Below are 24,057 nucleotides of genomic sequence, written 5' to 3'. Positions count from 1 at the left end.
AATGGTATCCACCACTTTTGCCAACCTTACTCGACCCGGCACGTTTCTTGTCGAGACCACCGCGGGTTACCGAGCGCCTGAGTTCGCAAGCTTTAATACTGTCTACATGGTCGGCAGTTCAACCACTGGTGACTACGGCACCCCCACCCTGTGCACCAGCCTAGAAGACTTCACCAACCAGTTTGGCTCTAGCCCTTCTGAGGCAAGCGTGAAGCTGTTCTTCCGCAACGACCGGCAGGGCAAGCTGTTCTTCATTCGCACCCGAATCGCTGACCTGTTCGAGGTTACTCTCGTTGACGTAACCGCTGGCGATGTTGTTATCACCGTCAATGGCACCGCTGTCTCCACGACTTTGGTGGGTGATGAGACTGAAGCTGAGGCGATCGCCAAGTATGTCCTGGCCATCAACGGTTCTGCTGTTGCCTCCGCTGTAACCGCTGTTTCTGGTGGTACTGACAGCATTCTGATTCGCTCTGACAATCCTGCTACCGCTCTGACCGTGGTGTCGTCTGACCCTGACCTAGAGGTCGATGACATCACCCCTGCGTCTTTGCCGACCGCCACCGATTACATCTATGCAGTCGAAAATACCTTCGATGCCCTGGGCGGTAAGAACCTTGAGCAAGGCTTCTTGATTGCCCCTGAAGCATTCCAGAACCTGAGCGTTGCTACCGACCGTCTGGCCCTGGGTACTGCTATGGAGAACCTCTGCGCCGACAAAGATTACGACTGGATGGCTCTCGTTGACTGCGGCCCTGGTCTAACCACCGTGGCTCAGGTTCAGACCGATGGTCAGCAGTACAGTACTCCTCAAGGTCACCTGGCCTACTACGCTCCCTACCTAATCGACATCGAAGACGGTGTTGTACCTCCTTCTGCTGCGATCGCTGGTCTAGCCACTCGTCGCTACCGTACTCAAGGTTTCCATCAACCTCCCGCTGGCGCTCAGTTTCCGGTTCAGGGTGTCAAGGATGTTCAGACCCGGTTTGGCAACACGCAACAATCTGTTCTGAACCCCCTAGGCATCAACCTCGTTCGCTTCCTGCTGAACCTTGGGGTAGTCGCTTGGGGCGCTAGAACCCGCTCCAGCAATAGCTTCTACACTTTCGTCAACACCAGGGTCATCCTGAATGCCTTGAATGGCACCCTGCGCGATGCCTTTGACTACGAGATTTTCTCGACCGTCGATGGCTTCGGTATTTTGTTCTCTCGTATTCAAGAGACTGCTCGCTCCATCTGTCGCCGGTTCTGGCTCAGTGGTGCTTTCTACGGCCAGAGCGAACAGGAAGCCTTCGCCTGCATTTGCGATCGCACCAACAACCAAGCTGATGACCTTGAGAACGGTAACGTCCTCCTCGAAGTGTACGTCGCCCCTTCACCAACTTTGGAGAAGCTCCTGGTGAACACCATCCGCGTGGGCATCGGCCAAGTCGAAAGCGCTGCTGCTGCTGGTCAGACCATCACCAACTAGTCACCTGGGCCTGGCTTGACCGCTGGGCCCTAACCCTTTAACAACCTTTCTGGAGCTACTCCTAACAATGTCGATTCGATTACAACAAAAAGACCCAATGACCAACAGTGACGTGCTCGTCACCGTGGAAGGCGTTGCTGGTTACTGGTCTAAGATGTCTGGTCTGTCTGAGACTATCAGCCGCGCCATGTTCTCTGATGGCAGCACCAACCGTAAACGCCACGCCACTTCTGGCTCGTCTGAAATCGCTGAAGTTACTATCAGTCGTCCCTTTGACCCTGACAATGCTGATGACCAAGCTGCCTACGAGTGGGCAAAGAGCGTTCGCTGCGGCGATCCTTTCCAGGTTCAAGTACGACCTGTTCGCCGCTGTGATGGTGTCGAGCAACGTGGCAGCAAAGCTCTGTTCTTCTATGGCTGTCGCCTGACCAAGCTCGAATTCATGAACTCGATGGATACCGGCGCTGGTGACAACGTTGTCGAGCTGTCTGTAACCTACAGCGTTGATGACTACGACTTCACCTAATCTATAGCGCTCCCAAATGGCCTGCTCGCGCGGGCCTAACACCCTTTCTCAAATAAAAAGATGCCCACTAAAACCTTAAAACTCTCTCCTCAATCGGCAGCGCCTGAGCCTAAAGCTGATTCTCAGGACGTTGTGGTTGAAACTCTAGACAATGGCCAAGTCCGCGTCACCTTGCGTAATGGCGATAAAGTCACCTTCAAAGAACCCAAAGTTAAGCAATTCCTACTGATGGATTCTTGGGCTAAAGACCCTGAGAATGCCATCTACGCTAGCGAGTCTGGTGTCACGGTTAAGCTTTGCCACCTGTGCATCACTGACGTTAATGGTGAGCCTTTCACCCTAGACTTTGACAGCTGGATTGATGACCTAGACATTCGGGATATGGAGGCCCTGGGCAGCGCCCTCGCCACCTTTCAATCTGTGTTTGAGTATCTCAACGCCAAAGCAAAAGAAGCCGAAGCAGCCAAGAAAGCAGCAGAGCAAGCCGCCCGAGCTTCAGTTTAGTATTGCCGGTCGAGGATTCACGGCTGAGAGTCTTCTCTGCTTAATACTGTCAGCCTGCGGCGGCTTTATTAATGAGGCCTATTTGAAGATGCTGGACTTCGACATTAGTGATGCCTTGTATCACGTCGAGATTGTTCAAACAACTCAGAAGCTTCAACAAGCAGCTGCTGAGCAACAGAAGCAACAGCAGACAAATCAGAAAGTATTCGGTCTTTTTGGTGGTGAAGAAGCGATCGAGTGGGAAACCGTTGAAAATGGCTAAAATTCCGAAAAATAGTCCTCTCAGGATGCCCCACAACGAACGAAACGGCATGGGTCTATATACTGCGACCTGCACTTCGTTACAGGGCATCCTCGACGGAGAGGCTTGAAAGCCTTGCTATACAAGGCTTTCAAGATTCAAATTGGCCACCTAAATATATTGACTCTTCCGTACTCTAAAAGAGTCAGTTAATCTAACAAATAAACAAATGGCCGCTAAAACCCTTACATATCAAGGCAAAACCCAGACTTACGCAGAGTGGGCTGCTGAAACAAACATCAAAGAAGTTACCCTTATAGGTCGCGTCAAAGCAGGTTGGTCTGTCGAACGTACCCTGACTGAACCTGCCACAATGGGACGAAGAAAGAAGCCTACAGATGCTTCTTTAATCGGTCTAAAGATTGGGCCAAATAAACTAACTGTTAAAGAAAAACTCCCTTCCTCGGACACCTACGTCCTCACCTCTGATGATGGTCAGCAGTCCTGGCTAGTTCATGGTTATCGACTGCGGAACCCTAAGAAGCTCACACTTAAAGATAACTTCGTCCGCGCCCGCTATTACGTGAAAGGCCCTGACAATGTAGAGGTTGGTGTTGTTAACTTAAACGCCTTCTGCGAAATCATGAAACTAGACTTCAACATTATGTTGAGGGTCGCTGAAGGCCAACAAGCTACTCACAAAGGCTGGAAGTGTTGTAGGGCATAAAGCAATTCTTAAACAAGTAGGATATGGGTACAAGCTTGAACCCACTTTTGCAGTAGGCATAAATACATAGTTGTTAAACTCTGAGAAGCGAGGGATTTGAAATGGCGTCTCACGTTTGGACTTGCAAGACTAGCATGCACCTAATGCTGATTTTGAAAATCTATTGAGCCTAACATTCTCAAACAACCGCCCATCCTTTATCCAAGTAAAACGTTTCATCCCGCCCTTTGTTAAAAAAATATTATGCAAATAGCTGAAATCACTAAAGTCACGATAAATTAAGCGCTGTCATTCTCACAAGGTTGTTTCTTACCAGGGGCTTCTACTTATGCCATTGGCAAACGCATATCAAATTGAATTGACTGGTACTACTTTTTCGGGCAATACGGCTTTTTTGTCTTCAGAAACTGTTTATACGCCGATTGCGAATTTTTCTCAGCCCGGCTTTTTGGTGGTTGAACAACCTATTTTTCCATCAAACTTTGAAGACACTGACCCTAACCGTTATTTTGATTTAGGTTTGTTTGTCGGCAGTGTTTTCGATATTAATGTTTTACCAGGAGAACTCCTGTTTGCTTCTAATACCGCTTTACATGCCTACGCAGGCGGAAATTTTTCTCAGCAGGCTGCTATCGATGTCGTCGAGCAGAGTTTTGATCCACTTACAGGTACATATTCAATTTTAATAGAAGATCCAACAACAGCGCGAGCTAGTCAACTCAACACATTTAACTCCAGCAGCGGCATATTATCGGCTCCAAAACAAATTTTGGCAGGGGAAATCAACCTACAGTTTAGCCCTGACGGACAGCAGATATTAGGCAACATTAATTTTTTCGGTAGTGGTTTAATTGAACCTGGCACTTTTGCATATTCAGCTGAGTTTTCTGGTACCTTTATTGGCAACTACTCCGGTTTAGTTGAATCTGGAGTTGCAGTAGGGCTAGGATAGACAGTGACAGGCAACAAATTTCATTACCCGCATAGATGGTCTATCTGTACTGGTAACTATTGAGAAAACTTTCATTTGATTGATTTAGGGTTCTCTGTAGCTCTCAATCATTCCATAAAGTTGTAAATTTGAAGCCCTATATGGGATGCTCTCATGCATCTCAACAGACTGTAGAAGGCTAAAAATTTACAAAAATAGCTCCTTTACAGCCCTGCAATCGCGGGGCTATTTTTATGGCAAATACCGTCCAAACCAGAATCGTAGCCAAGGAGATTGGCCAGACCTGGTTAGTGCTATTTGCCGATACTAATCAGGTGGGCAAATAAACGACAAAACAAATGCGAACTTATAAACTAGCTGAATATAGGCTCCTACCAGAAACCACAGGAATTTACTCCATAGTAAATACTAGGAACGGTAAGATTTACATCGGCGGCACTCAAGATAAAAAGGGCTTTAAGAGTCGTTTTAGTAAGCACTTTAATCTCCTACATCAAGACAAACACAACTGCATCCCATTGCAGAGAGCTTTTAACGCCTATGGCTTAGATGGTTTTGAAGTCTGGATTTTAGAAGAGTGTGAAGCGAGCAAGGTTTTATTCTTTGAACAGTATTATTTTGATACCTGGGAGCCTTGGGCAGACAACGACGCTGGTTACAACCTCTGCAGAGTTGCAGGTTCTACGAAACATTTCGCTAAGTCTGAAGAGACCGAGCTATGCTCGTTTCTGGTGTATGGAGGAGAAAGAAGGAAGGGCGTATCCTGCTGGATGAAGCAAACCACCAGACCAGGAATACACCATGAATAGCGACAATCTTATTTCATTACCCACGCTGGAGCCAACGGAAACCTTCAGCGACGCCCTCAGCGATCTAATTCGTCGAGGAGCCCGTCAGATCATCGCCCAGGCGGTGGAGGCCGAATTGCAAGAGTTTCTAGGGCAGTATCAAGACCATCGTGATGAGCAAGGCCGCCAGGTGGTGGTGCGCAACGGCTACTTGCCTGAACGGACGATTACAACCGGGGTCGGGGAGGTAGCGATCCAAGTTCCCAAGGTCCGGGACCGTAGTGGCAGCGGCGTCAAATTCAACTCTATGCTGCTGCCACCGTACTTAAAACGTGCCAGCAGCGTAGAAGAACTTCTGCCGTGGCTGTATCTCAAAGGCGTTTCAACGGGCGACTTTAGCGAGGCCCTGAGCGCGCTGCTAGGGGCTGAAGCCAAAGGGGTCTCTCCGGCTACCATTAGTCGGTTGAAGGCGAAATGGAGCGATGAACATCAAGATTGGCAACAGCGGTCTCTGCGACAGCAGCGCTACGTTTATGTCTGGGCTGATGGCATCTACTTCAACATTCGTGCCGATGAGCGGCAGTGCATTCTGGTCATCATCGGCGTCACGGGTAAAGGACACAAAGAACTCCTGGGCCTTGATGCGGGCTATCGAGAGTCTGAATTGAGCTGGACATCCCTGTTGTTACGCCTTAAAGACCAAGGGCTCTCGCAGGATCCTGAATTGGCCATTGGTGACGGGGCCTTAGGCTTCTGGAAAGCGCTGCCTCAGGTGTTTCCATCTACGAAGACACAACGCTGCTGGGTGCATAAGACCGCTAACGTGCTCAACAAATTACCGAAACGCCAGCAACCGGAGGCCAAACGCGCGATTTGGGAGATTTATCGAGCTGAGTCTAAAGCAGAGGCGAATAAGGCCTTAGACCGCTTTAGCAAGACCTACCAGGCGAAGTATCCAGAAGCCGTCACCTGTCTGGTCAAAGACCGAGATGTCCTGCTCACCTTCTTCGACTTCCCCGCTGAGCATTGGGCGCATATTCGCACTACCAATCCCATTGAGTCCACCTTTGCCACCGTACGCCTCAGAACCGACAAAATCAGAGGCTGTGTTTCCAAGGACACCATCCTGGCCCTGGTGTTCAAGCTGGTCGAGAGTGCTCAGAAAAGCTGGCTCAGAATTCGAGGCTTTAAGTACCTCGCTGATGTGATTGAAGGAGTCCCATTCAAAGATGGCTGTCGAGCCAATGACAAGGCTGATTTGATCCCACAGCAGGACGCCGCCTAATCTCTTGCCATACACCAGATTTGACTATATCTCAAGAGACCCGTAGAAAACTATCTCTAGCTCTACGAGGCAGAAAACAGTCTGAAGAAAGTAGAAAAAAGAACTCGGAATGTCGTAAAGGCGTACCGCTTTCAGAAGAACATAAGAAAAATATAGGCAAAGCTCATAAGGGTAAATTTCGTTCTCTTGAAGCCAGGCAGAAGATGTCTAAAGCCCATATAGGTAGAACACTGTCAGAGGAAGCCAGACAGAAGATATCTGAAAGTAAAAGAGGGAAATCAATAGCCTGGAAGCCTCATTCAGAGGCAACTATAGAAAAAATACGAAAAGTAAACAGTAAGTCTTTTAGGCTTTTAAGTCCTTCTGGCGAAATAGTAGAGGGGTCTAACCTAAGAGAGTTTTGCCGACAAAACGACCTCAATCCTGGGAATATGTGCCAGCTAAACCAAGGGAAAATCAAGTCAGCAAAGGGATGGAGGTTGCCCGATGACAGCTCCACTCAAGAAGCTAGTTAGCTTGATTTAGATAAATAAACCATCCTTAAGCCCCGCGATCGCGGGGCTATTTTTATGTCGAATGTTATTTCCACGCGGATTACGGCCAGAGACGAAGCCAGTGGTGTATTCGCCCAGCTCAACAACTCCATGCGATCGAGTGTGCTTCAGGGAAACCTGATGGCCAGCGCGATCACCGCTGGTTTGGGAGCAGCTACTAAGGGTGTTGGAGCCCTTGTCAGCGGTTTGAAGGAATCGATTGGAGTTCAGCAAGGCAATATTGCTGTCGCTGGCGACTTCATGAAACTGACAGGCCAGAGCTATGGGGAAGCCACCAAATTCATTGATGACTTTTCTGCCTCAATGGCCAAGGCCGCGGCTTCTCTACCAGGAGACACGAAAGACTATGTGAGCCTGGGAAAAGGGATCATGGACAATTTGATTCCCGCCTTCAAAGGTCTCGACGGTGTTCTCAATGAAGGGGAATACACCAAGGCCCTGGAGGAAATCTCCAAGATGGGGGCTCTGCGGGCTGCTACGTCTGGTACTGATACTGCTCTAGCTGGTCTAGGTATCTCCAAACTGCTGGGTGGTGCCGGTATCTCAGAACTACGGCAACTCAAGTTCTTTGAAGCCAACCCCGCCGTCCTGGCCTTTGTTGAACAGGAAGCCCAGAAGATGGGTAAGAGCCTGAAGGACATGACCGCGCGGGAGCGTGCAGAGGTTCTACAGAAAGCTCTCGCTGTTCCTGACGAGGTTATCGCAGCATCTACACAGAGCATTGAGGGCCTGCTTCAAGGTCTTAAATCTAGCCTGCTTGATCCACAGGTTGGTCTATTTGGCCTGATGCGCGATTTGGAGCCCAATGTTGAGGGGAATCAGACCGTTATCCAAGCAACGAACGACCTCCTTAAAAAGGTGCTGTCGCCTGGTGGGCCCTTAAGCAGCCTTAAAGACATCTTCGAACTCATTGGGGTTGAGCTAGGTGACCCAATGGAAGGGTTATACAACGCCATCAACTGGACAAGCCGTAAGCTTGATGACCTGGGCGGCTTTCTGGATAGAAACCAGGCTGGCATCTCAAAATTTGTCTATGGGGCCAAGCAGTCGTTCGAGAAGTTAAAGGAAGCGCCTGGCAAGTTCATTTCTGAATCCATTAGTGGACTGCTTAGGGGCTTCAACGCTTCCAGGGGGGCTGGTTCTACAGATTACGGCAGCATCATAGGCAAAGCGCTGGCGCAGGCCACTAACTTCTTTGCTTCACAAGTCCTGTCCATGATTGGCAATATGGACTATGGGGCGCTGCTGGTAGGGCTCTTCAACGTTGGAAAAATTGTCATCTCTGGCATAGGTTCCTTCCTAGCAAACCTGGATTGGCAAGTACTGATGATGGGTGGTTTAGCCGTTCTTGGAGCGGCATTACTCACAGCTGTAATGGCTACCGCAGTCCCAGCCATCATTTCGTCCTTCGCGACTGTAGCTGTTTTAATCGGTGCTGGTATCGTTGCAACGCTTACAGGGCCTGTAGTCCTCGCGATCGCTGGCGTTGGCCTTGTCATGGTGGGAGCTATGAAATACTTCGGTGTTAGCTTCCAAGACGTGATGAGGTTTGTCTTCGATGCTGTGACAGGGTTTGCGAATCCAGTTATCGCAGCAGCGCGGATAGGTTTCAACCTTCTGAGGTCTGCTATCACCGCTGTGATTGGTGGAATTACATCCGCCTTCAACGCGGTTAGAGGCCTAGTTAACCGTATCCCTGGGATAGGCGTAGGTAGCGCTGGCGATGTTCCTAACGCAGCCTCGGGCTTTATACCTGATGCCTTCAGACGGGAAATGAATGCCATGCCCGCTGGGGCCAGCCCCATTGTCGCTAATACGAGCGAGCTAATCCTCAACCGTGAGCAACAGGCCGCGCTGCTTCAGCCTAGGAGCAACTCAATCAACTTTGGGGGAATCACCATTCACGCTGGCAGTACCACGAACCCTAGAGAGCTGGCCTCCCAAGTTATTCGTGAGATTGAATCCATGCTTCAGCAATCACAGATGCGGACTGCCTAATGACGATCGTAAATACTGAAGCCCTAAACGCGCTGGCCGAGTCTCCCCAAACATCGGGAGTCCCGGCACAGCTCGTAGATGATAAAGGGGCCATCCTCTACCGATTCCTCTACGCACCTGAGAAGCAGGCTTTCAGCAAGTCAGCTAAGTTTACTGAGGTGCCTGTTGGGGGTACAGCCAGACAACCCCAGGTTTATGGCTACACCACTGGAACTACGCTCAGGCTCGATAACCTGCTGCTCGACACCTTCTGCGACGGGAAGTCGGGGCGCGACTTAATCGAAGGTCTAGGTCGTCTAACACTGCCAGCAGCTGACACCCTCAAACCACCTCTCATCTACTTTGTCTACGGGACATTCTCGTTTGGGCCCGCCTACCTCACTAATCTGGACTGGGAGACTGAGGGTTGGCTAAACGGGGAACCTGCAATCGGTAGGATTAGCATCACCTTAATCGAGGTACCTGGTTCTCCCACAGCAGCAACTACCGCAGGCACAGAGACACCAACCACCACCGCTGGGCCTAACCCCGACCTTACCGACAGACAGAAGCTAGAAGCCAGGCAACAAGCCGATACATGGCTAACCGCTAACATCAACCGCTTGAGACCAGACATCCAGCAACGAGTGCGTTCCAGAGCCTTTAAGTTCCTAACCAGCGACAACGGTACGGTTCAGATTACTGATGCTAACAACGCTGTCCTTGGGACTGTAGGCACCTGGGACGGTCGGCAGTGGGCACCTAATTCAGAGCTTCTGAGGAGCTAACGTGACAATTCAAGAAATCCGACCCGGTCAGAGCTTATCCTCTCTAGCTGGTTCTTTGTATGGAGATACCTCCTACTTCAGAGAGCTGGCTGAACTAAATAATTTAGACATCTTCAACCCTGAAAGCCTTGCTGGACAAACTATCGAGGTTCCTAGCGTTGAAGAAATTCAGTCCAGAGCTTCTAGCGCGATCGCATCGGCATTGTCCCAGATAAACACCCAAAGCTTAGACCTCAGCGCCATCCGCGGGCCTGCTTCTCTGAGCCCGCAACAACTCATCGAATGGCTCTTGTAAACAATGTTCCAACCGTATGCCCGAATTGAAGTAGGTATGGGGGATGAGAGCCAGACGTTCTCCTGGGGCGATGGGAAACTGCGTGCAGTCTCTGTAACCCTTAGCGAAGGTAAAGGCCTGTCAGGCTGTACTTTCAGCATCTACGACGAAGACCGCAAAGTAACAGATGCGTTCCTTGCCTACATCAAAGAAATTGAGGGGCTTGAGCCTGTAGAGGAGCCTGGTCAGACCGCAGCTGCTGGAGCTGAACCAGAGACCTCAGCATCGCCTGCTATCTCTGGCTCAGCACCAGCGGCAGGGTCATATGGGAGCTCTACCCTCACAGCTGAACAAGTCGGCAATGCCTACACGATCGCTAGTGTCGGGGCCAGCTTAGGCGCTACCCGATGGGACTTAGAAGTAGCCCTGATGACGGCACTTCAGGAATCTAGCCTCAGAAACCTAAGGGGCGGCGATAGAGACTCTGCCGGGCTTTTCCAGCAAAGACCCTCCCAAGCCTGGGGCAGCTACGCAGAAATTACTAATCCTTCCTACTCAACGGGCGCTTTTCTCAGAGGAGCTGGAACCAACAAAGGGCTCTTTGATTACCCGAAGCGTCAGCAGGAGTTTACTAAAGGCCAGGCCGCACAGAGGGTACAACGAAGCGCTTTCCCTGATGCCTATAACGCTTGGGAAGACGAGGCGATCGCCCTGCTCAACGCGATGGATGTCAACTACCAAGGCACTACATCCACCCCTGAAGAGGAGGCTGCTACAGGCCAAGAAGCTGCTACTCAATCAACCGCTAAGCGAAACCCTGACGTACCAGGGCGAAGCGAAACTCTAGCCGGTCAGCAAATCACCCTCTATCTCGGGTTCGATGGAAAGCCTCTGGTGGCCTACAGCTTCATCCACACCGGCTTGAGCTACAGCCTCTACGACCAATCAACCCTAGAGTTCACGGGTGCGGCGGCGGCTTGGGTGATGCATCAGGCTCCCAAGAATAGTGCCTATACCAATATCTCCCTCAAGCAGCTCGCTGAGAAGATTGCGGCTAACTATGGCCTAAGAGTGGACATGCAGGTCGAGGGCCCGCGCTACGTCTACATCAGTCAAAAAGCCTTAACCGACTATCAGTTCCTATTGCAGGAATGTGAACGGGTTGGCCTCATCATCAAGAACGTTGGAAACAACACCCTGGAGATTAAAGCCAGGTCTGAGACCTTAGAGCAGGGCAACGACAACATCTACACCCTGACCATCGGCAAGAACCTGAATAACTTCAGCGTGAGCCATCAAGCCCAGTCGGCTGGCGGTTCAGCTCGCTCTGCTGAACCTGGCGAACAAAACTCTACTGGGGTCAAGAAGTTCGAGCTCAACCCGGATACTGGGTTGATCGAAGAGAAGACCGCTGAGACAACTGACGCCAAAGGTGCAGACGAAACCGAATCCACCACCGGCTCCAACGTTGATAGTAATCGCCCTCTAACCACGGGTGTTACTGACCTCGAAGACGGGCAGCGGATAGCTAACGAGCAGCGGGTCAAAGGGATTGAGGCGACCTATTCGGCTCCCAGTACCCCAGAGATTCTTATCCTGACGCCTGATGACCCTATCCGAACTGAGAAGCTCGGCGGGTTCCTCAATCGAATCTGGGTGCATGAGTCTGTAACCCATACGCTTGGGGCTGACTCTGGTTTTATTACCAGTGGAAAACTCTATACCCCACTGAAGAACAAGTACCCGACCCCTGAACCTACAGAGACAGCAGCTGGTGCTAATGCTCCTCCTGGTGGGGATGCTCCTAACTCAAACTCAGGAGGATTCATCAGACCAGTATCCCAACCCATCAACTCTCCCTTTGGCCAGCGATGGGGAAGGCTTCATGGTGGTGTGGACTTCGCCTGTCCCATCGGTACAAACATCTGGGCAGCAGCAGCTGGGACGGTCGAGTCGGTTACAACCAGCTGCCCCCTCAACGGATATCGCGGCAGTGGCTGCGGTGGAGGCTTTGGTAACAATGTCGTCATCGCTCACGCTGGTGGAATCAAAACCTACTACGCCCACCTCGATGGAGACAATATTTTTGTCTCTCCCGGCGCTACCGTTCGCCAAGGCCAGGTCATCGCTAAGTCTGGGAACAGTGGTTCATCCACTGGCCCTCACTTGCACTTTGAAACTCGACTGAACGGAACGAGAGTCGATCCGCAGCGCTATATCGGTTAATCCAATGGATCTTCTATCCCTACTGAGCCAAGCCGAGAAAGCCTCTGGCATCGCTCTCGACCTACGTGACCGTAATCCATTCGCCTACCTGGCTATAGTCTCCAACAACGAAGACGAGCTGGGGCGCAGGCGAATCAAAGTTGTTAACCCAGCCAACCCATCGCTGGAGACTCACTGGATTCGCCGCCTCAGCACCACCTTCAAGTTGGATGAGCCATTGCCCAAGGTAGGTCAGACCGTTCTGGTTTTCTCTAGCGACGGCATCGACACCAACGGCTGGTATCTTCCATGCGTGAACGATATTAACCCACCGTTCGAAAAAGATAATCCTCAGCTGGATTACCGCTACGACATCGAGGGCAAGCATCAGCTCAACATTGCCGCAGCGTCTGAGACAACCGTTGGAGAATCCTATTCACTCGATGCGGGTTCAATCACCATTACTGCGGGTGGTTCAACAATATCCATCAGCAGCGGCGGGGACATCACCATTACCGGAGACAGCATCTCAATTAATGGTGACGTAACCATCACAGGCAGCGCCAGCATTAACGGTAAAGACATCACAGTTGTGGGCGGTGTGGACTCTGATGGTGACACTATCGTAAGCTCTGGACAGTAAGTAATATTACCTAAAAAATAACCACCTAATAACTATACCTATAAGTATTCCAATAACTATAGGAATAAGTATTGGGTGATTATTATTTTTGACCCTAAATTCCACTGCAAAAATCGTTACCACCCAATAACTATTCCCATAAGTATTCCTATAAGTATGGGAATAGTTATTGGGTGGTTATTATTTAGGTATAAATACCTATAAAAATCTTTTCGCCCTCTTTGGTTTTTCATTATGACTACTGGCCTAGCTTATCCACTCGCCGTGGACGAGGAGACAGGCAACCTCAAAATTGTTACTGAAGCTGATTGGGTAAAGTCTCGCATTGATTCACTACTCGACACGCTGCCGTTGGAAAATCCCATGAGACCTCGCTATGGGACAGAGAGCCCTCTCTTCAGTTCACAGTTCGACTGGACGACCTACGCCTTCTCCATCCAGCAGAAGCTCGTACAGGAAATTCCTGAAGCAGAGTTCGCAACCACGAGCGAGATAGCTGATGACGGGGGAGCGGTGATTCGAATCGCCTATGCCTATCGCGGCGAGCAACAAGAAGATTTCCTCCTCAACTTTTTAAGGTAGACATGACTGTAGAAACTGAATCCCTCGACTTATTCATTCCCGCTATAGACGACCGCAGTGAGGAGGAAATCTACGCCAAGGCTTTTGACTTAGTCGCCTTCTTGAGTAATGGCATTCTCAATGACCGTAGCGCTGGAGAACCTCTTGGTGTTTTACTAAGGGCCCAAGCGTTTGCAGCCGCAGAGTTCCTATTCCGCTGCAACAAGTTGCCTCTAGCTCTCATCGTTCAGTTCCTCAGCCTAGCTGGAGTTGAGAGAAGCTTGGGCGCTAAAGCTACCGCTAGCCTGACCTTCACTCTCACCGCACCCAGGAGCACTCCTTACACAATCCCTGCTGGCTTTGAAGTCGTTACCTCGGGCTCAAGCAAGAAGTTCTTCACCAAGAGCATCTTGGTCATCCCGCCTGGCAACTTGTCTGGAACCGTAGATGCTGAAGCTGAGGCATTGGGTGGAGACTTCAACGTGCCCGCCTATAGCCTTAATCGAATCACCCAGCCGCTGGCGTTTTTAGGCAGCGTCATTAATGTTGAGCCTGCCCAAGGTGGTGCTGAGGCTGAACCTATCGAGGATGCCATCAACCGGGGCATGCGAGAAATCAGAACTCAGAACCTGGTCTCAGAGTTTGACTTCAACGAAGAAGCAGAGCGGCTGATGGGTGCTGGGTCTAAAGCTAAAACCATTGGGCTCCTAGGCGGCGACAAGGTAACCACTACACCTGGCGCGATTCATATCTTCTGCCTAGCCCCTGGTGGAGAGCCTGCCAACATCGCAGTCTTAAACAGCGTTCGCAATGGGCTAGCCGACAGAATTCTGTTGGGGACTACCCTCCACGTTTCTTCGATGGATGTTGAGGAAGTCACCGTAAGTGTTTACGCCAAGATATCCAACGACATCACGGCTGATGAGGTCGCTGACAGTCTGTGGGAAGCCTTCCAAAGCTACCTGGAACCCAGCATCCAAACGCCTGGGGAAACTTTGTTTATCGAAGAGGTTCGGCACCAGCTGCGGTTCGTCGCTGGCGTCAAGTTGATCGACTACATCCTACTGAACGACACTCCAAACAATCTAGACATGCCGGAGCCGTACAGCATGCCGGTGCCTTTAGCTATGAGTCTTTCTCTAGCTGACGAATCAGGCAACCTCTTTGAACTCGTTCGCGGACTTGGTGATGACCTCTAATCCCGTCTATGAGCGCTGGTACGAGCAGGCGAGACCAGCCTATGGTCTAACCCCTGGTGTAAATGGCGGCTACTCTGAAAACCCTGTTGCTGATTGGCTCACACGCCCGGCAGACGACCTGTTCATTGAAATACGCGACAAGGTTGATGACCTAGGGCGGCAGCTAAACCCTCTCGAATGTGATGAGGAATGGCTCGACTACATCGCTGGGCTGTGCGGGTTCACTGGGCCCTACTGGGATAAGACCTGGGCAACCCAAGCCAAGCGCACGCTGCTGAACGCTAGCTTCAGCCTTATCTGGCCACTGAAAGGAACCTCACAAGCTCTGAGCTTTGTTCTCAACGCCTTTGACATCAAGCACATTATCCAAGAGGGCACCAGCTTCATCATTGGCGTGGACGAAGTTGGGGACGAGTTAGGCGTCGTCGCCTGGGACTACACCATTCTGCTGCCCAACGACTATTACAAAACACCTAAAGAGACACTAACCCGCAGACTGGACACGCTGTTCGGCCCTTGCTGGTGTACGAAAACGGTCGTCTTCAGCAGCGAATTCTTCAGGACTTTTGAAGTCCTAGGGTTCACCGATAACGACCAAATCACCCTACTCTCACCCAACACCGCCGCTGGCGAAGCATTTCAACTTTAGGACTATCCATGACCGATTTCATTTTGAGCCGCGACGAGGTCATCTTGCGCCAAGTTGGCGACCTTGACCCTGCAACTACGATTAACGATTCAGACGAACTAGCTATCAGCCAAGGTGGGGCTGTTCGAAAGACCAATCTTGGCGACATCTTCGCGTCCGTGGCAGAGGAAGCTGTAGAAGACGTTGAGGAATTGAGAACCGAGATTCTCACCGCCCTTGGCGATTATGTGAATACTGGAACCGACCAGAGCGTAGCGGGTGTTAAGACATTCACTGACGGGCCTAGGGTTACCAAGGCTGCTGGTACTGCTGCTGAACTACGCCTCGCTTCTGGCACTAGCGATCGCTGGACTATCGAGAAAAACAACACTGCTGAATCAGGTTCTAACGCTGGTTCCAACTTCGTAATCAGCTCAATCAACGATGACGGCACTACCAAGACTGCTGCTCTTACCATCACTCGATCCAATCGTGCGATCGCGCTGTCTGGTACTCTCAGCGTGGCTCAGGCGGTCACTCTCTCTTCGACCCTAGCCGTAACGGGCAACGCTACCATCGGTGGCACTCTAGGCGTTACAGGAGCTTCTACCCTTGCCTCTGTTGGCGTAACTGGTAACGCTACTGTTGGCGGAACCTTAGGGGTCACTGGAAATACTACGGTCGGCGGCACTCTTGCTGTCACTGGCCAGGTGACTGTTCCTACTCCTAGTGGAAACGCTAATGCGGCTCGAAAGGAGAACGTTGATTTAGTTCAATCCAATCTCGACACTCACGCAGCTCTAACTAATAACCCTCACACCGTCACCCCAGCTCAAGTTGGTAATACTACAGCTCAGTGGAATGCTGACAAACTTCAAGGGACAAACATTCAGGCGGCTACTCCTACTGATGGTCAAGTTCTAATTTACTCATCTGCGAATAGTCGCTGGGAACCTCAAACTTCTGCTCTAAACATCCTCCCTCAACCCGTGGGTAGTGTTATTCACCTTCCTTATGCAGTAACTCTAACTAATGGAGTTTGGCAGGATTCGAGCGGCTGGTATTGGTTAGGCCCAATCGGTCTAACTATTGGTAATGCTTCGAGTGGAGCAACTTACGCTAACGCTCTAGCAGAAAAACTCTTCCTAGCGCTATGGGCCAACGTTGCTATTAGTGGTTGGTCAATCTTGACTTCTACTGGCAGTGCTTCAACTGCTGGCGCTAGTGCTGCTGCTGATTGGGCGGCTAACAAGAGAATCACTATCCCTGATATGCGGGGTAGAGACATTATTGCGGCTGGTGCTGGCTCAGGTCTTACTGGGAGATTTATTGGTACTAGAGGTGGTGCTGAAACTCACTCATTAGACGCTAATGAGAATGGTGCTCACGTTCACGGAGTCAATGACCCTGGGCACGTTCACTCAATGACCGTTTCCAGAACAGACCCCGGAACAGGAACAGATACTCAAACTATCGAGCGAAATGGTTCCTTCCTTGGCCCTCAAAACTACGCCATTAACGGTGCTTTCACAGGCGTATCTATTCAAAACAGTGGGAGTGGAGCACCACACAACAACATGCAACCTTGGAAAGCTTATTTCGAGTTGTGGTTTATGGGAGAGCGTAGCTAATGAAGCAGGTAATTATTACAACAAGTTCAGTCTATCTAAATAACGGAAATCGGGAGTTGACATTAACTTTAGAACAGCTTAAAGCGGTAGAGCCTGACTTTGAAATCCTTGAGGGATTTGTTGAGGTTCAGACTAATCAGATCCATTACGTGATCGACGCTGTAACTCATAGTCAATCTGCTCCTCCTGAGGGTAGACAAAGCATCATGAGCCTCTACGGCAAAATTGATGTTTATGAACAGGCTTTAGGTCTAGAACCTCCTGACGAAGAAGCTCCTATCGTTGTAGACCCTAATCAACCCGATTGGTTGCAGCTTATTCAAGATGTGAACCTTGGCCCTGTGTTGATGCCTTGGATGTTAGCGAATGCTACACCCAATCATTTTGCTTATCTCTTGGCAGTGGTAAATAACCGACATCGAGAACCTTGGATGCTCTACGCAGCGCTGAACCTCATATTCACCGAGGATACTAATATAGACATTCTCGGTGAATTAGTTGATGTGCTCGACCGCAATAACTTCGATTCAAACCAGCTAACTTTCTTACAGGGCGTAGGCCAGAATGACTAATATCTTAGGAACCCTAGCTGACTCAGCTGGGGCAGGCCTCGCTGGGTCTTTGACCGCGCGGTTGGTCTATAACATCACTGATGACTCGACCATTCCCGATAGCATCTATCTGCCGGTCGAAGTGGCGTTTGATATCACAGCTGGTGAAGTTGACATCGACTTGCCCGAGAGCGAAAGCTACAACGTTCCCTATCAATTCAAGTTCACGATTGATGGCGAAGATGTCCCAATCATTGACTTCTTCGCCATCGTTCCAAACGTTGGTACTGTCGAGTTCGCAAGCTTAGTTCCTACTGGGATTAACAACGCGAACCTCGACACAAGCGCGCTGCGGGTAGCGAAACTCATTGCCAGCGATGCTGAACTGATTGTAAGGATTAGGCCCGCTCAGCTCTTTAATGTTCAAGCTGAAGGTATCACTACTAGTACCAAGTGGTTTATCAACAAACCCTTCACCTCAGGAGTTCTAATTAGAGGGCTACGAATTCTAGGTCTATCAGGCTACGCCGATTGGACTTTTCGCGCTGGCATTATCAACAGTAGTGGGATAGACGTTCAGCTAACCGTAGGGTCAACCCCGCTCGATTCGGAAGTGAACGATCGCTTGTTTAAGCATCAGGTTTATACCTCCTCACAGCCCGACACAATTCTAGGCATGTACATAGAAGCTGTGCCTGCGGTTGATGCAGATGCTTTAACAGCTTCTCTTACGCTTGAGTACACCGAGACGGCGTAGGCCCTCTTACAACATTAATTTCTTTTAGGACAAACAACAGATGGCTCGGCCTACTTTAAATACAGGGGATGTCTGGCAAGATTCCCTGGCAAACGCTGCTGGGTTTCCCCAGATGACGGGTGAAGACGAATATGGACATGGCCCCAAGGTAATCGATGAATGGTTAGACGATGAACCCGACCAGATAAAAGCCCAGTTCTATGACTGGAAGAATCGAATTAAGATTACCGAAGTCTCAGGACTGAGCGTATCCTATACTTCTGCGGTAGCACTACTAACCAACGGTAACTCAGTCGCAATCAGCGCTGGGTCTATTACCCTACCTGATAACACCTCAGGCCGAATCTTTATTAACGATTCTGGCGCGGTTGTTCAAGGGACTAACTTCCCGCAGCTTTGTGTACCTCTGGCATACTTTGAAACCTTTGCTGGAGCGATTACTACCCTAGCCGATTTACGATATCAATCCGTTGAAATCGTCAGTCCTGTCAACATTTCAGCAACGTCTATCTTCTCCATTGGGGATATCAAAGAAAGCGCGCGCAGTGTCCCTGAATCAGGCTGGTTGCTGTGTGATGGTACAAGCTATGCTGTTGCGGCTTACCCTCTTCTTCACGCGGCAATTGGTACTATTTACAACAATATTGGCGACCCTCTAGGAACGTTTCGAGTTCCTGATTGTCGTCAACGAGTAACGATTGGAGCAGGCACTGATGGCGTTTTAACCAACCGTTCTTTAGGTACTAAGACGGGCGCTGAAACCGTCACCCTTACGGTCGCTCAGATGCCTCCTCACGGGCACAATGCTAGTCAGACAGCGCATAGCCACGAGGTCAATGACCCTGGACATACTCACCCGATCAGTGACCCTGGGCATGCTCACGCCTTTAGTCAGTCTCCCCACAACCACGGGGTTAATGACCCTGGACACAGTCACCCTGCGCGTAGTAATGCTGGAGGTGGCCCAGGCCCCGGTCAGTCGGTAATCCAAACCGAGTTTAACTTTAACCTTCCTGTACAGACGGCATTTATCCTATCTACCACCACAGGTGTTTCCTTAAACCCTGCGACAGTTAATGGCTCTATTGGACTATCTGGGACAGGACTTTCTATCTCTTCTCGTACCACGGGAATCACAACTCAAAGCACTTCTCCAGCGATCACAGTTAGCAACCAGGGCGGCGGCGCACCTACTCCAATCGTGCAGCCATCAATCGTCCTAAATAAGTTCATCAGAGCTTTTTAGGACGATTGATATTGCCCCTCGCGGCTGTTGAAGAAGAGACGCGCTCTCGTGTCATTGGCGAGGGGCGTAAAGCACTCAAACTTCTGAGGAGTCGGTATCGTACGACAAATTTTCTGGCTTAATTGGGCAGGACTGACCGTGGAGTCCTGTCCAAAAGTCTTCATCTGGGACAGTTAATTCCATTAGGTCAAAGAGTCCTCGTGCTTGGCTGGGTTGTACACGCAGGCGATTCGCTATTTCTTCTATTGGCTTTTGGTGTATTTCCTTATGGTAGTCCAAACGTTTGTAATGGTAGTCCAAACGTTCTTGCCTTCTCTGAGCAATGGTTTGAAGGCATGCGTCACAGGCTGTCATTTTCTTACGAGTAGATGTGAAATCTTCTTTGCAGCATTCGTAGTTGATCGTATATTTCGTCATGGCTTCGTTAGGATGGTTTTCACGAACGTTGAGCTGTCCATCTGAACCCAAAAGTCTCTGTCCTGGCTGGTGGGAAACCAAGGCAAACCTTCTGGGTCAAGATCTTTCGTAACAGCTTCAACGGTTTGAGCGTGGGTGATAGAGCCTTTGAAGAGATGGCCTTTACGCCCGCCCAGCTGGCAGAGCCTAGCTTTTGAAGCCTTATCGCCGCCCCAACGATCGATTAGATGATCGATATGGACGGGTAGTTCTTTCTCGATCCCTTGAAGGGGACTGGTCATCACACTGGGTTTTGGCGTGTCCAAGGTTGGCTCAGACTTAGCACAACCTGTGACTCCAAGCCTGGGGCCCCACCGCTTCTTCTGAGGCTTGTCAGGCGGTTGGGGGGATGCTGGTGGGTTGGGGGATGGAGAAACAGGCCCAGGTGTAGCACTTAGGGAAGCCAGTTTCTCTTCTATCCGGGTCAGCCAGTCTATTACGATGTCTAACGATTCGGCTGGCTTTTGAGAGACTAAGTATCTTTCCTCTGCGGCTGTAGACAACAGCTCGCTTAAACTGACCCCATGCCTGGTAGCGACGAGCTCCAGAGCTGCCTTGGTCTCTAGCCTTAGGGTGACTTTGACTCGGGTAGTAGGTGGGGTCACAGGGGGCAACGGGATAGTCCAGTTCTAGTCCATGCGGTGTGACCCCACCCAATCGACCAGGTTTTACAAAAACGGTTGAAACGCCCCTATCCTCTGCTAGAATGTAAAATTGCAAATGCAGCACGGGCGATTAGCTCAGTTGGTAGAGCGCCTGCCTTACAAGCAGGATGTCACTGGTTCGAGTCCAGTATCGCCCATAGGTTTCAGCCATCGGCAAAAAGCGTGAACTAAATATGAACTAGTTTTTGTGGCCGACTATCCTCTGATGGAGGATGGCTGCTTACCCAGCTTGGATTGGCTAGGGAGGTCATACTGAGTTCGAGCTCATGCTTGTAAGGCAGTAACTCAAAGCCCGAAAATCTTGATTTATAAGGCTTTCACGAGCAGAAAAATTTACTGAACTAAATTTGATCTAACGAAAGATCAGTACGTCAAGGACTGGGAGGCCTTGAAATGATGCTCAATAGGTAATTCTCTATTGGATTCAAGTCCTTGATAGATATTCCTGGACGTTAACTTTTCTTGACGTTGTAAGCTTTCGGCCATCACAGCGCTTCAGCCAGGGGACTCTATGATGATGGGGAATTGTGGAACCCTGTGATTGATGATTCAGCGTCCCGTACAGATCCTCAGTGGCCAGGGGCAAGTCGTCAGCGGGCTGATTTGCACCATGCAGCAGCGCCACGAGGATGACTTTCAATCCACCTGGCAAGGAATCCTGGATGTGACAGACCAGCCCGATGCAGGGTGGATATGGGACTATAAGCGCCGCCAGTCAGAACAGGAGGGCCGCTATGAGGCCTATGCGCTGGAAGCCGAGGAACTGACCCAGGGGCTCATGTTTCTCGAAACCCAATGGCACCGATCGCAGGTGCAGCCATCCTCCCGTCTGGTCTATGTAGAAGCCCTGGCCTCTGCCCCTTGGAATCGGAGTAGTCTGGAGCAGCCGCCTTTTTTCCAGGGCGTAGGGCGATCGCTTTTGTTATTTGCCCGCCAACGTAGCCTGGAACTGGGATACGGAGGCCGAGTCGGACTCCATGCCCTGCCCGAATCAGAAGCGTTTTACCAACGCCTGCAAATGCCGGACTATGGAGCTGACCCGGAAAAAGAGGGCTTGGTATACTTCGAGTACGGCTCGATGCGGCAATGAACGGTTCAATACTCAAATGCTTCCTATGGATGAGCGCAGACTAGCAGAACAATTCGCACAGACCGGCAACCTGATGGATCTATGCGCTAGCGAAGACTGGTTGAAGGAATCGGCTCAGGCTGAAGCGGATTGTGGTGGTAGGGTTGAGGCTGGTTTGGCCTTGCGAGAGTATGCCGCTCGCCTGGACGCACCTACGATAGAGCAGCTTCAGATGGTCAAGCTGCAATCTACTCTGTTCTCAGCACTTCGCACCTGGATGGAATCGTGGCAGCTGGGCCTAAGTTTTGAGACCACTTACACAGAAGCGCGTCGGCTCATTCGCCACCGTCTTCAGCACCTCAGCCCAGAACAGCAGGCCTGGGCCAAGAAGCTACTCGCTGATCCAGAACAAAATCTGGCTTCTGACCAACAATCGGGGGGCTTAGAGGCGATCGCGATGCTAGGCGACATTTTGACCCAGGATGACTGGCAAACCCTAGCCAACACGGCTGCCCAAGGAATGGCGACCGGGGTTCTTCAAATGCGAAAACTTGATATTGTGAGCGCAAAGGCCAGCTAAGCCAACGAGCTGAGCTGGCCGTCTCAATTGGCTAACCTTGCTACCTTTGGGGCATGAGCTACGGCTGCTTAGCCTGACTGATTGTATAGCTCTGCGCCAACGGTGCCAAAGCAGGGATTCGGGTGTTTCTCTCAGGGCAAAATCCGGATGCCATTATGAACGCGGTAGCGGGGCAGCAGATTATGCAAAGGACACCCGACTGATCGGTCGGTTAAGACACTGGCGATCGCAGGCAGCCAATCCCCTGCCAGATGGCCTTGCTCTTTGGAGATCTCAAAGTAGGTGGCGGCGGAAAGCAGAATTCGGGTATGGACGCGATCGGCTTCGGCGCGATCAGCCGGGTCAATGGACTGCGTTTCTGCTGCGGAAAATGCTGTCTGAGCCGCTTGCAGTGCGGCCTGAATCGCCATCTGCCGATAAATGCTCAGAGATGCTTTTTTCAGGGCTAAGATCAGCTGTTCTCCTGGAGTTGCTGCTGCCGAATTTGCGGAAGTTAGAACCGCTTCAGCATCAATGGGACGCCCCTGGCGTAGAAAAGCCCGCGACAGATCCAGAGCAACTAAAGGAGCCTGTTTAACCGCAGGGGGCAGCTCATCCACGTAGTTGGTCACTTCGCTGTAGGCCCCACAGTGAACGTAGAACCGCAGTTGTGAGAGCACTTCGGCGACAGAAGTCATCAACACCTTGCCCTAATCAGCTTGGAAGTCGTTTCAAGTTCAATTTTGCTTAAAAATTAAGTTAGGATGCTACCGGAGCAGGAATTGCCGTAGGACACCACCGATTTCAGCCAGTGGATGATTCCTCGTAACGTTTGGAATTTACGAGAAACTTGAATGCCTCTGTCGCCAATCAAGTGCGATTGCTCGAATGCCCTCTGCAATTTCTTGAAATGCTGCGTCTGGGTTGGCCCATGTGGTGACGGGCTGATGGTTTTTGGGCAAAACCTCAAGCTGACTAAAGGGTAAACCAGCCCAATCTACAGGACGCAGCAAAATAGGAATGACACGAGCCTTTCCTGCCTGGTATCGTTCAATGGCCCGTTGAATTTCGAGGTCGTAGCAGGTGTCGTCGGCTAGGGAGTTAGCGCTGATTAGCAGCAGAATAATATCGGCAGTGTTGAGTTGCTGATTAACGATTTGGTCGCGATCGTCGCCAGGGAGAGTTTGGCGTTGGCTCCAACTGGTAATGACGCCTTGGCGTTCGAGTAGGGTGAGGTGATTAGCGAGTTGAGCTTGTAGAACTTCGTCGGCTGGGGCGTAGGAGAAGTAGAGGGAGATCGTTGAGCCTTGGGGGATGATACTTTGAAAGATTTCGTAGTTGTAGAAATTGCAGCGGTTTTGAATAGTAGTTATTATTTGCCACAGCTTGTCGCTTGGCTTATGACAACAAAATGACCAAAGATCAGATAAAAGCGAAGGTTTTCCGACAAACTTAAGCACTGAGTTTGCATTGCTGGAGATTGTATAGTTATAGTGCTCAAGAGCCTCGACCAGTTTTGGTATTGACAATTCAATTCCAAGTTTCTCTAATTCTCGTGATGCTGTCTCAAATTCTACTGTCTCGCGGAGTTGAAAATATTGATTCTTAGGGGCAGTTGAGCTATCTCTTAATTGTTGTTCTAGTGCACGAGTTGCACTTTGTTTAACATAAAAACCTAGACGGGTAGCTGTGGATGCAGTTTGAGAGACATGTTGCAATGCTTGAATAGCTTCTTCACCACCAATTCCAGCTAGAGCCTGTGCTGCAAAATCACATATAAATCGGTTAAAAGACATATAG

At 50.4% G+C, this 24,057-nt stretch carries 26 protein-coding genes and 1 tRNA gene; 24 read left to right on the top strand and 3 right to left on the bottom strand.

Annotated features, from left to right (window positions below; all coding sequences use genetic code 11):
- The first annotated feature begins 1 nt into the window (after position 1).
- The 21 genes from VB780_RS03350 (at position 2) to VB780_RS03250 (ending at position 19,508) form a co-directional block, all read left to right on the top strand.
- A complete protein-coding gene (locus tag VB780_RS03350) occupies positions 2-1,471 on the top strand; it encodes a hypothetical protein (RefSeq protein WP_323349722.1) in 1,470 nt (489 codons plus the stop codon).
- Between the two features lie 67 nt (positions 1,472-1,538).
- Positions 1,539-1,997 carry a hypothetical protein gene (locus tag VB780_RS03345; protein WP_323349721.1) on the top strand — a complete coding sequence of 153 codons (459 nt, stop codon included), beginning with the start codon at positions 1,539-1,541 and terminating at the stop codon, positions 1,995-1,997.
- A gap of 60 nt (positions 1,998-2,057) precedes the next feature.
- A complete protein-coding gene (locus VB780_RS03340; RefSeq protein ID WP_323349720.1) occupies positions 2,058-2,501 on the top strand; it encodes a hypothetical protein in 444 nt (147 codons plus the stop codon).
- 88 nt (positions 2,502-2,589) lie between these two features.
- Entirely contained in the window at positions 2,590-2,763 is a 174-nt protein-coding gene (locus VB780_RS03335; protein ID WP_323349719.1) for a hypothetical protein, read from the top strand.
- Positions 2,764-2,971: 208 nt separating this feature from the next.
- Positions 2,972-3,469 (top strand): hypothetical protein, encoded by a 498-nt coding sequence (locus VB780_RS03330; protein ID WP_323349718.1) that lies wholly within the window; start codon positions 2,972-2,974, stop codon positions 3,467-3,469.
- 328 nt (positions 3,470-3,797) lie between these two features.
- The gene (locus tag VB780_RS03325) at positions 3,798-4,421 is read left to right on the top strand and encodes a hypothetical protein (RefSeq protein WP_323349717.1); all 624 of its coding nucleotides are present in this window, start codon (positions 3,798-3,800) and stop codon (positions 4,419-4,421) included.
- A 338-nt stretch (positions 4,422-4,759) separates the two neighbouring features.
- Positions 4,760-5,230, top strand: a complete 471-nt coding sequence (locus VB780_RS03320) for a GIY-YIG nuclease family protein (RefSeq protein ID WP_323349716.1) — start codon at positions 4,760-4,762, stop codon at positions 5,228-5,230.
- A complete protein-coding gene (locus VB780_RS03315; protein WP_323349715.1) occupies positions 5,223-6,494 on the top strand; it encodes an IS256 family transposase in 1,272 nt (423 codons plus the stop codon). The genes VB780_RS03320 and VB780_RS03315 overlap by 8 nt, the downstream gene beginning before the upstream one ends.
- A gap of 20 nt (positions 6,495-6,514) precedes the next feature.
- A complete protein-coding gene (locus VB780_RS03310) occupies positions 6,515-7,009 on the top strand; it encodes an NUMOD3 domain-containing DNA-binding protein (protein ID WP_323349714.1) in 495 nt (164 codons plus the stop codon).
- A gap of 54 nt (positions 7,010-7,063) precedes the next feature.
- Positions 7,064-9,046, top strand: coding sequence for a hypothetical protein (locus VB780_RS03305; protein WP_323349713.1), 1,983 nt, complete (start codon positions 7,064-7,066; stop codon positions 9,044-9,046).
- Positions 9,046-9,813 carry a hypothetical protein gene (locus VB780_RS03300; RefSeq protein WP_323349712.1) on the top strand — a complete coding sequence of 256 codons (768 nt, stop codon included), beginning with the start codon at positions 9,046-9,048 and terminating at the stop codon, positions 9,811-9,813. Before VB780_RS03305 ends, VB780_RS03300 begins: the two co-directional genes overlap by 1 nt.
- A 1-nt stretch (position 9,814) precedes the next feature.
- The gene (locus tag VB780_RS03295) at positions 9,815-10,108 is read left to right on the top strand and encodes a hypothetical protein (protein ID WP_323349711.1); all 294 of its coding nucleotides are present in this window, start codon (positions 9,815-9,817) and stop codon (positions 10,106-10,108) included.
- A 3-nt stretch (positions 10,109-10,111) separates the two neighbouring features.
- Positions 10,112-12,313: a peptidoglycan DD-metalloendopeptidase family protein gene (locus tag VB780_RS03290; protein ID WP_323349710.1), complete on the top strand. Its 2,202-nt coding sequence runs from the start codon at positions 10,112-10,114 to the stop codon at positions 12,311-12,313.
- A 4-nt stretch (positions 12,314-12,317) separates the two neighbouring features.
- Positions 12,318-12,935 (top strand): hypothetical protein, encoded by a 618-nt coding sequence (locus VB780_RS03285; protein WP_323349709.1) that lies wholly within the window; start codon positions 12,318-12,320, stop codon positions 12,933-12,935.
- Between the two features lie 234 nt (positions 12,936-13,169).
- Positions 13,170-13,517, top strand: a complete 348-nt coding sequence (locus tag VB780_RS03280; protein ID WP_323349708.1) for a hypothetical protein — start codon at positions 13,170-13,172, stop codon at positions 13,515-13,517.
- 2 nt (positions 13,518-13,519) lie between these two features.
- A complete protein-coding gene (locus tag VB780_RS03275) occupies positions 13,520-14,695 on the top strand; it encodes a baseplate J/gp47 family protein (protein WP_323349707.1) in 1,176 nt (391 codons plus the stop codon).
- Positions 14,685-15,344 carry a phage tail protein gene (locus tag VB780_RS03270; RefSeq protein WP_323349706.1) on the top strand — a complete coding sequence of 220 codons (660 nt, stop codon included), beginning with the start codon at positions 14,685-14,687 and terminating at the stop codon, positions 15,342-15,344. The genes VB780_RS03275 and VB780_RS03270 overlap by 11 nt, the downstream gene beginning before the upstream one ends.
- 8 nt (positions 15,345-15,352) lie before the next feature.
- Positions 15,353-16,954: a hypothetical protein gene (locus VB780_RS03265; protein ID WP_323349705.1), complete on the top strand. Its 1,602-nt coding sequence runs from the start codon at positions 15,353-15,355 to the stop codon at positions 16,952-16,954.
- Positions 16,954-17,526, top strand: a complete 573-nt coding sequence (locus tag VB780_RS03260; protein WP_323349704.1) for a hypothetical protein — start codon at positions 16,954-16,956, stop codon at positions 17,524-17,526. Before VB780_RS03265 ends, VB780_RS03260 begins: the two co-directional genes overlap by 1 nt.
- Positions 17,519-18,262, top strand: a complete 744-nt coding sequence (locus VB780_RS03255) for a hypothetical protein (RefSeq protein ID WP_323349703.1) — start codon at positions 17,519-17,521, stop codon at positions 18,260-18,262. Before VB780_RS03260 ends, VB780_RS03255 begins: the two co-directional genes overlap by 8 nt.
- 40 nt (positions 18,263-18,302) lie before the next feature.
- Positions 18,303-19,508: a tail fiber protein gene (locus tag VB780_RS03250; RefSeq protein ID WP_323349702.1), complete on the top strand. Its 1,206-nt coding sequence runs from the start codon at positions 18,303-18,305 to the stop codon at positions 19,506-19,508.
- Positions 19,509-19,921: 413 nt separating this feature from the next.
- On the opposite strand, the gene VB780_RS03245 is transcribed toward VB780_RS03250, so the two are convergent.
- Complete coding sequence (locus VB780_RS03245; RefSeq protein WP_323349701.1) at positions 19,922-20,206, bottom strand: hypothetical protein; 285 nt, start codon at positions 20,204-20,206, stop codon at positions 19,922-19,924.
- Positions 20,207-20,693: 487 nt separating this feature from the next.
- Here VB780_RS03245 and VB780_RS03240 point away from each other — a divergent pair.
- The 3 genes from VB780_RS03240 (at position 20,694) to VB780_RS03230 (ending at position 22,278) form a co-directional block, all read left to right on the top strand.
- A tRNA-Val gene (locus tag VB780_RS03240) sits at positions 20,694-20,766 on the top strand.
- Positions 20,767-21,173: 407 nt separating this feature from the next.
- Positions 21,174-21,719 carry a hypothetical protein gene (locus tag VB780_RS03235; protein WP_323349700.1) on the top strand — a complete coding sequence of 182 codons (546 nt, stop codon included), beginning with the start codon at positions 21,174-21,176 and terminating at the stop codon, positions 21,717-21,719.
- A gap of 25 nt (positions 21,720-21,744) precedes the next feature.
- Entirely contained in the window at positions 21,745-22,278 is a 534-nt protein-coding gene (locus tag VB780_RS03230) for a hypothetical protein (RefSeq protein WP_323349699.1), read from the top strand.
- A gap of 131 nt (positions 22,279-22,409) precedes the next feature.
- Here the strand turns inward: VB780_RS03230 and VB780_RS03225 are convergent, their stop codons facing one another.
- Entirely contained in the window at positions 22,410-22,955 is a 546-nt protein-coding gene (locus tag VB780_RS03225; RefSeq protein WP_323349698.1) for a hypothetical protein, read from the bottom strand.
- A gap of 141 nt (positions 22,956-23,096) precedes the next feature.
- Complete coding sequence (locus VB780_RS03220) at positions 23,097-24,053, bottom strand: toll/interleukin-1 receptor domain-containing protein (protein WP_323349697.1); 957 nt, start codon at positions 24,051-24,053, stop codon at positions 23,097-23,099.
- Positions 24,054-24,057 lie beyond the last annotated feature (4 nt).

Origin of the sequence: Leptolyngbya sp. CCNP1308 (genome assembly GCF_034932455.1) — a bacterium.
Lineage (GTDB): Bacteria > Cyanobacteriota > Cyanobacteriia > Phormidesmidales > Phormidesmidaceae > Nodosilinea.
The sequence above is the reverse complement of the archived record's forward strand: the minus strand, read 5'-3'. Positions and strand labels throughout refer to the sequence as shown.

Bases quoted from the DNA above. Each gene is read 5' to 3' on its own strand.
- VB780_RS03350 (WP_323349722.1), top strand. From the start codon at position 2: ATGGTATCCACCACTTTTGCCAACCTTACTCGACCCGGCACGTTTCTT.
- VB780_RS03345 (WP_323349721.1), top strand. From the start codon at position 1,539: ATGTCGATTCGATTACAACAAAAAGACCCAATGACCAACAGTGACGTG.
- VB780_RS03340 (WP_323349720.1), top strand. From the start codon at position 2,058: ATGCCCACTAAAACCTTAAAACTCTCTCCTCAATCGGCAGCGCCTGAG.
- VB780_RS03335 (WP_323349719.1), top strand. From the start codon at position 2,590: ATGCTGGACTTCGACATTAGTGATGCCTTGTATCACGTCGAGATTGTT.
- VB780_RS03330 (WP_323349718.1), top strand. From the start codon at position 2,972: ATGGCCGCTAAAACCCTTACATATCAAGGCAAAACCCAGACTTACGCA.
- VB780_RS03325 (WP_323349717.1), top strand. From the start codon at position 3,798: ATGCCATTGGCAAACGCATATCAAATTGAATTGACTGGTACTACTTTT.
- VB780_RS03320 (WP_323349716.1), top strand. From the start codon at position 4,760: ATGCGAACTTATAAACTAGCTGAATATAGGCTCCTACCAGAAACCACA.
- VB780_RS03315 (WP_323349715.1), top strand. From the start codon at position 5,223: ATGAATAGCGACAATCTTATTTCATTACCCACGCTGGAGCCAACGGAA.
- VB780_RS03305 (WP_323349713.1), top strand. From the start codon at position 7,064: ATGTCGAATGTTATTTCCACGCGGATTACGGCCAGAGACGAAGCCAGT.
- VB780_RS03300 (WP_323349712.1), top strand. From the start codon at position 9,046: ATGACGATCGTAAATACTGAAGCCCTAAACGCGCTGGCCGAGTCTCCC.
- VB780_RS03290 (WP_323349710.1), top strand. From the start codon at position 10,112: ATGTTCCAACCGTATGCCCGAATTGAAGTAGGTATGGGGGATGAGAGC.
- VB780_RS03285 (WP_323349709.1), top strand. From the start codon at position 12,318: ATGGATCTTCTATCCCTACTGAGCCAAGCCGAGAAAGCCTCTGGCATC.
- VB780_RS03280 (WP_323349708.1), top strand. From the start codon at position 13,170: ATGACTACTGGCCTAGCTTATCCACTCGCCGTGGACGAGGAGACAGGC.
- VB780_RS03275 (WP_323349707.1), top strand. From the start codon at position 13,520: ATGACTGTAGAAACTGAATCCCTCGACTTATTCATTCCCGCTATAGAC.
- VB780_RS03270 (WP_323349706.1), top strand. From the start codon at position 14,685: ATGACCTCTAATCCCGTCTATGAGCGCTGGTACGAGCAGGCGAGACCA.
- VB780_RS03265 (WP_323349705.1), top strand. From the start codon at position 15,353: ATGACCGATTTCATTTTGAGCCGCGACGAGGTCATCTTGCGCCAAGTT.
- VB780_RS03260 (WP_323349704.1), top strand. From the start codon at position 16,954: ATGAAGCAGGTAATTATTACAACAAGTTCAGTCTATCTAAATAACGGA.
- VB780_RS03255 (WP_323349703.1), top strand. From the start codon at position 17,519: ATGACTAATATCTTAGGAACCCTAGCTGACTCAGCTGGGGCAGGCCTC.
- VB780_RS03250 (WP_323349702.1), top strand. From the start codon at position 18,303: ATGGCTCGGCCTACTTTAAATACAGGGGATGTCTGGCAAGATTCCCTG.
- VB780_RS03245 (WP_323349701.1), bottom strand. From the start codon at position 20,206: ATGACCAGTCCCCTTCAAGGGATCGAGAAAGAACTACCCGTCCATATC.
- VB780_RS03235 (WP_323349700.1), top strand. From the start codon at position 21,174: ATGATTCAGCGTCCCGTACAGATCCTCAGTGGCCAGGGGCAAGTCGTC.
- VB780_RS03230 (WP_323349699.1), top strand. From the start codon at position 21,745: ATGGATGAGCGCAGACTAGCAGAACAATTCGCACAGACCGGCAACCTG.
- VB780_RS03225 (WP_323349698.1), bottom strand. From the start codon at position 22,955: ATGACTTCTGTCGCCGAAGTGCTCTCACAACTGCGGTTCTACGTTCAC.
- VB780_RS03220 (WP_323349697.1), bottom strand. From the start codon at position 24,053: ATGTCTTTTAACCGATTTATATGTGATTTTGCAGCACAGGCTCTAGCT.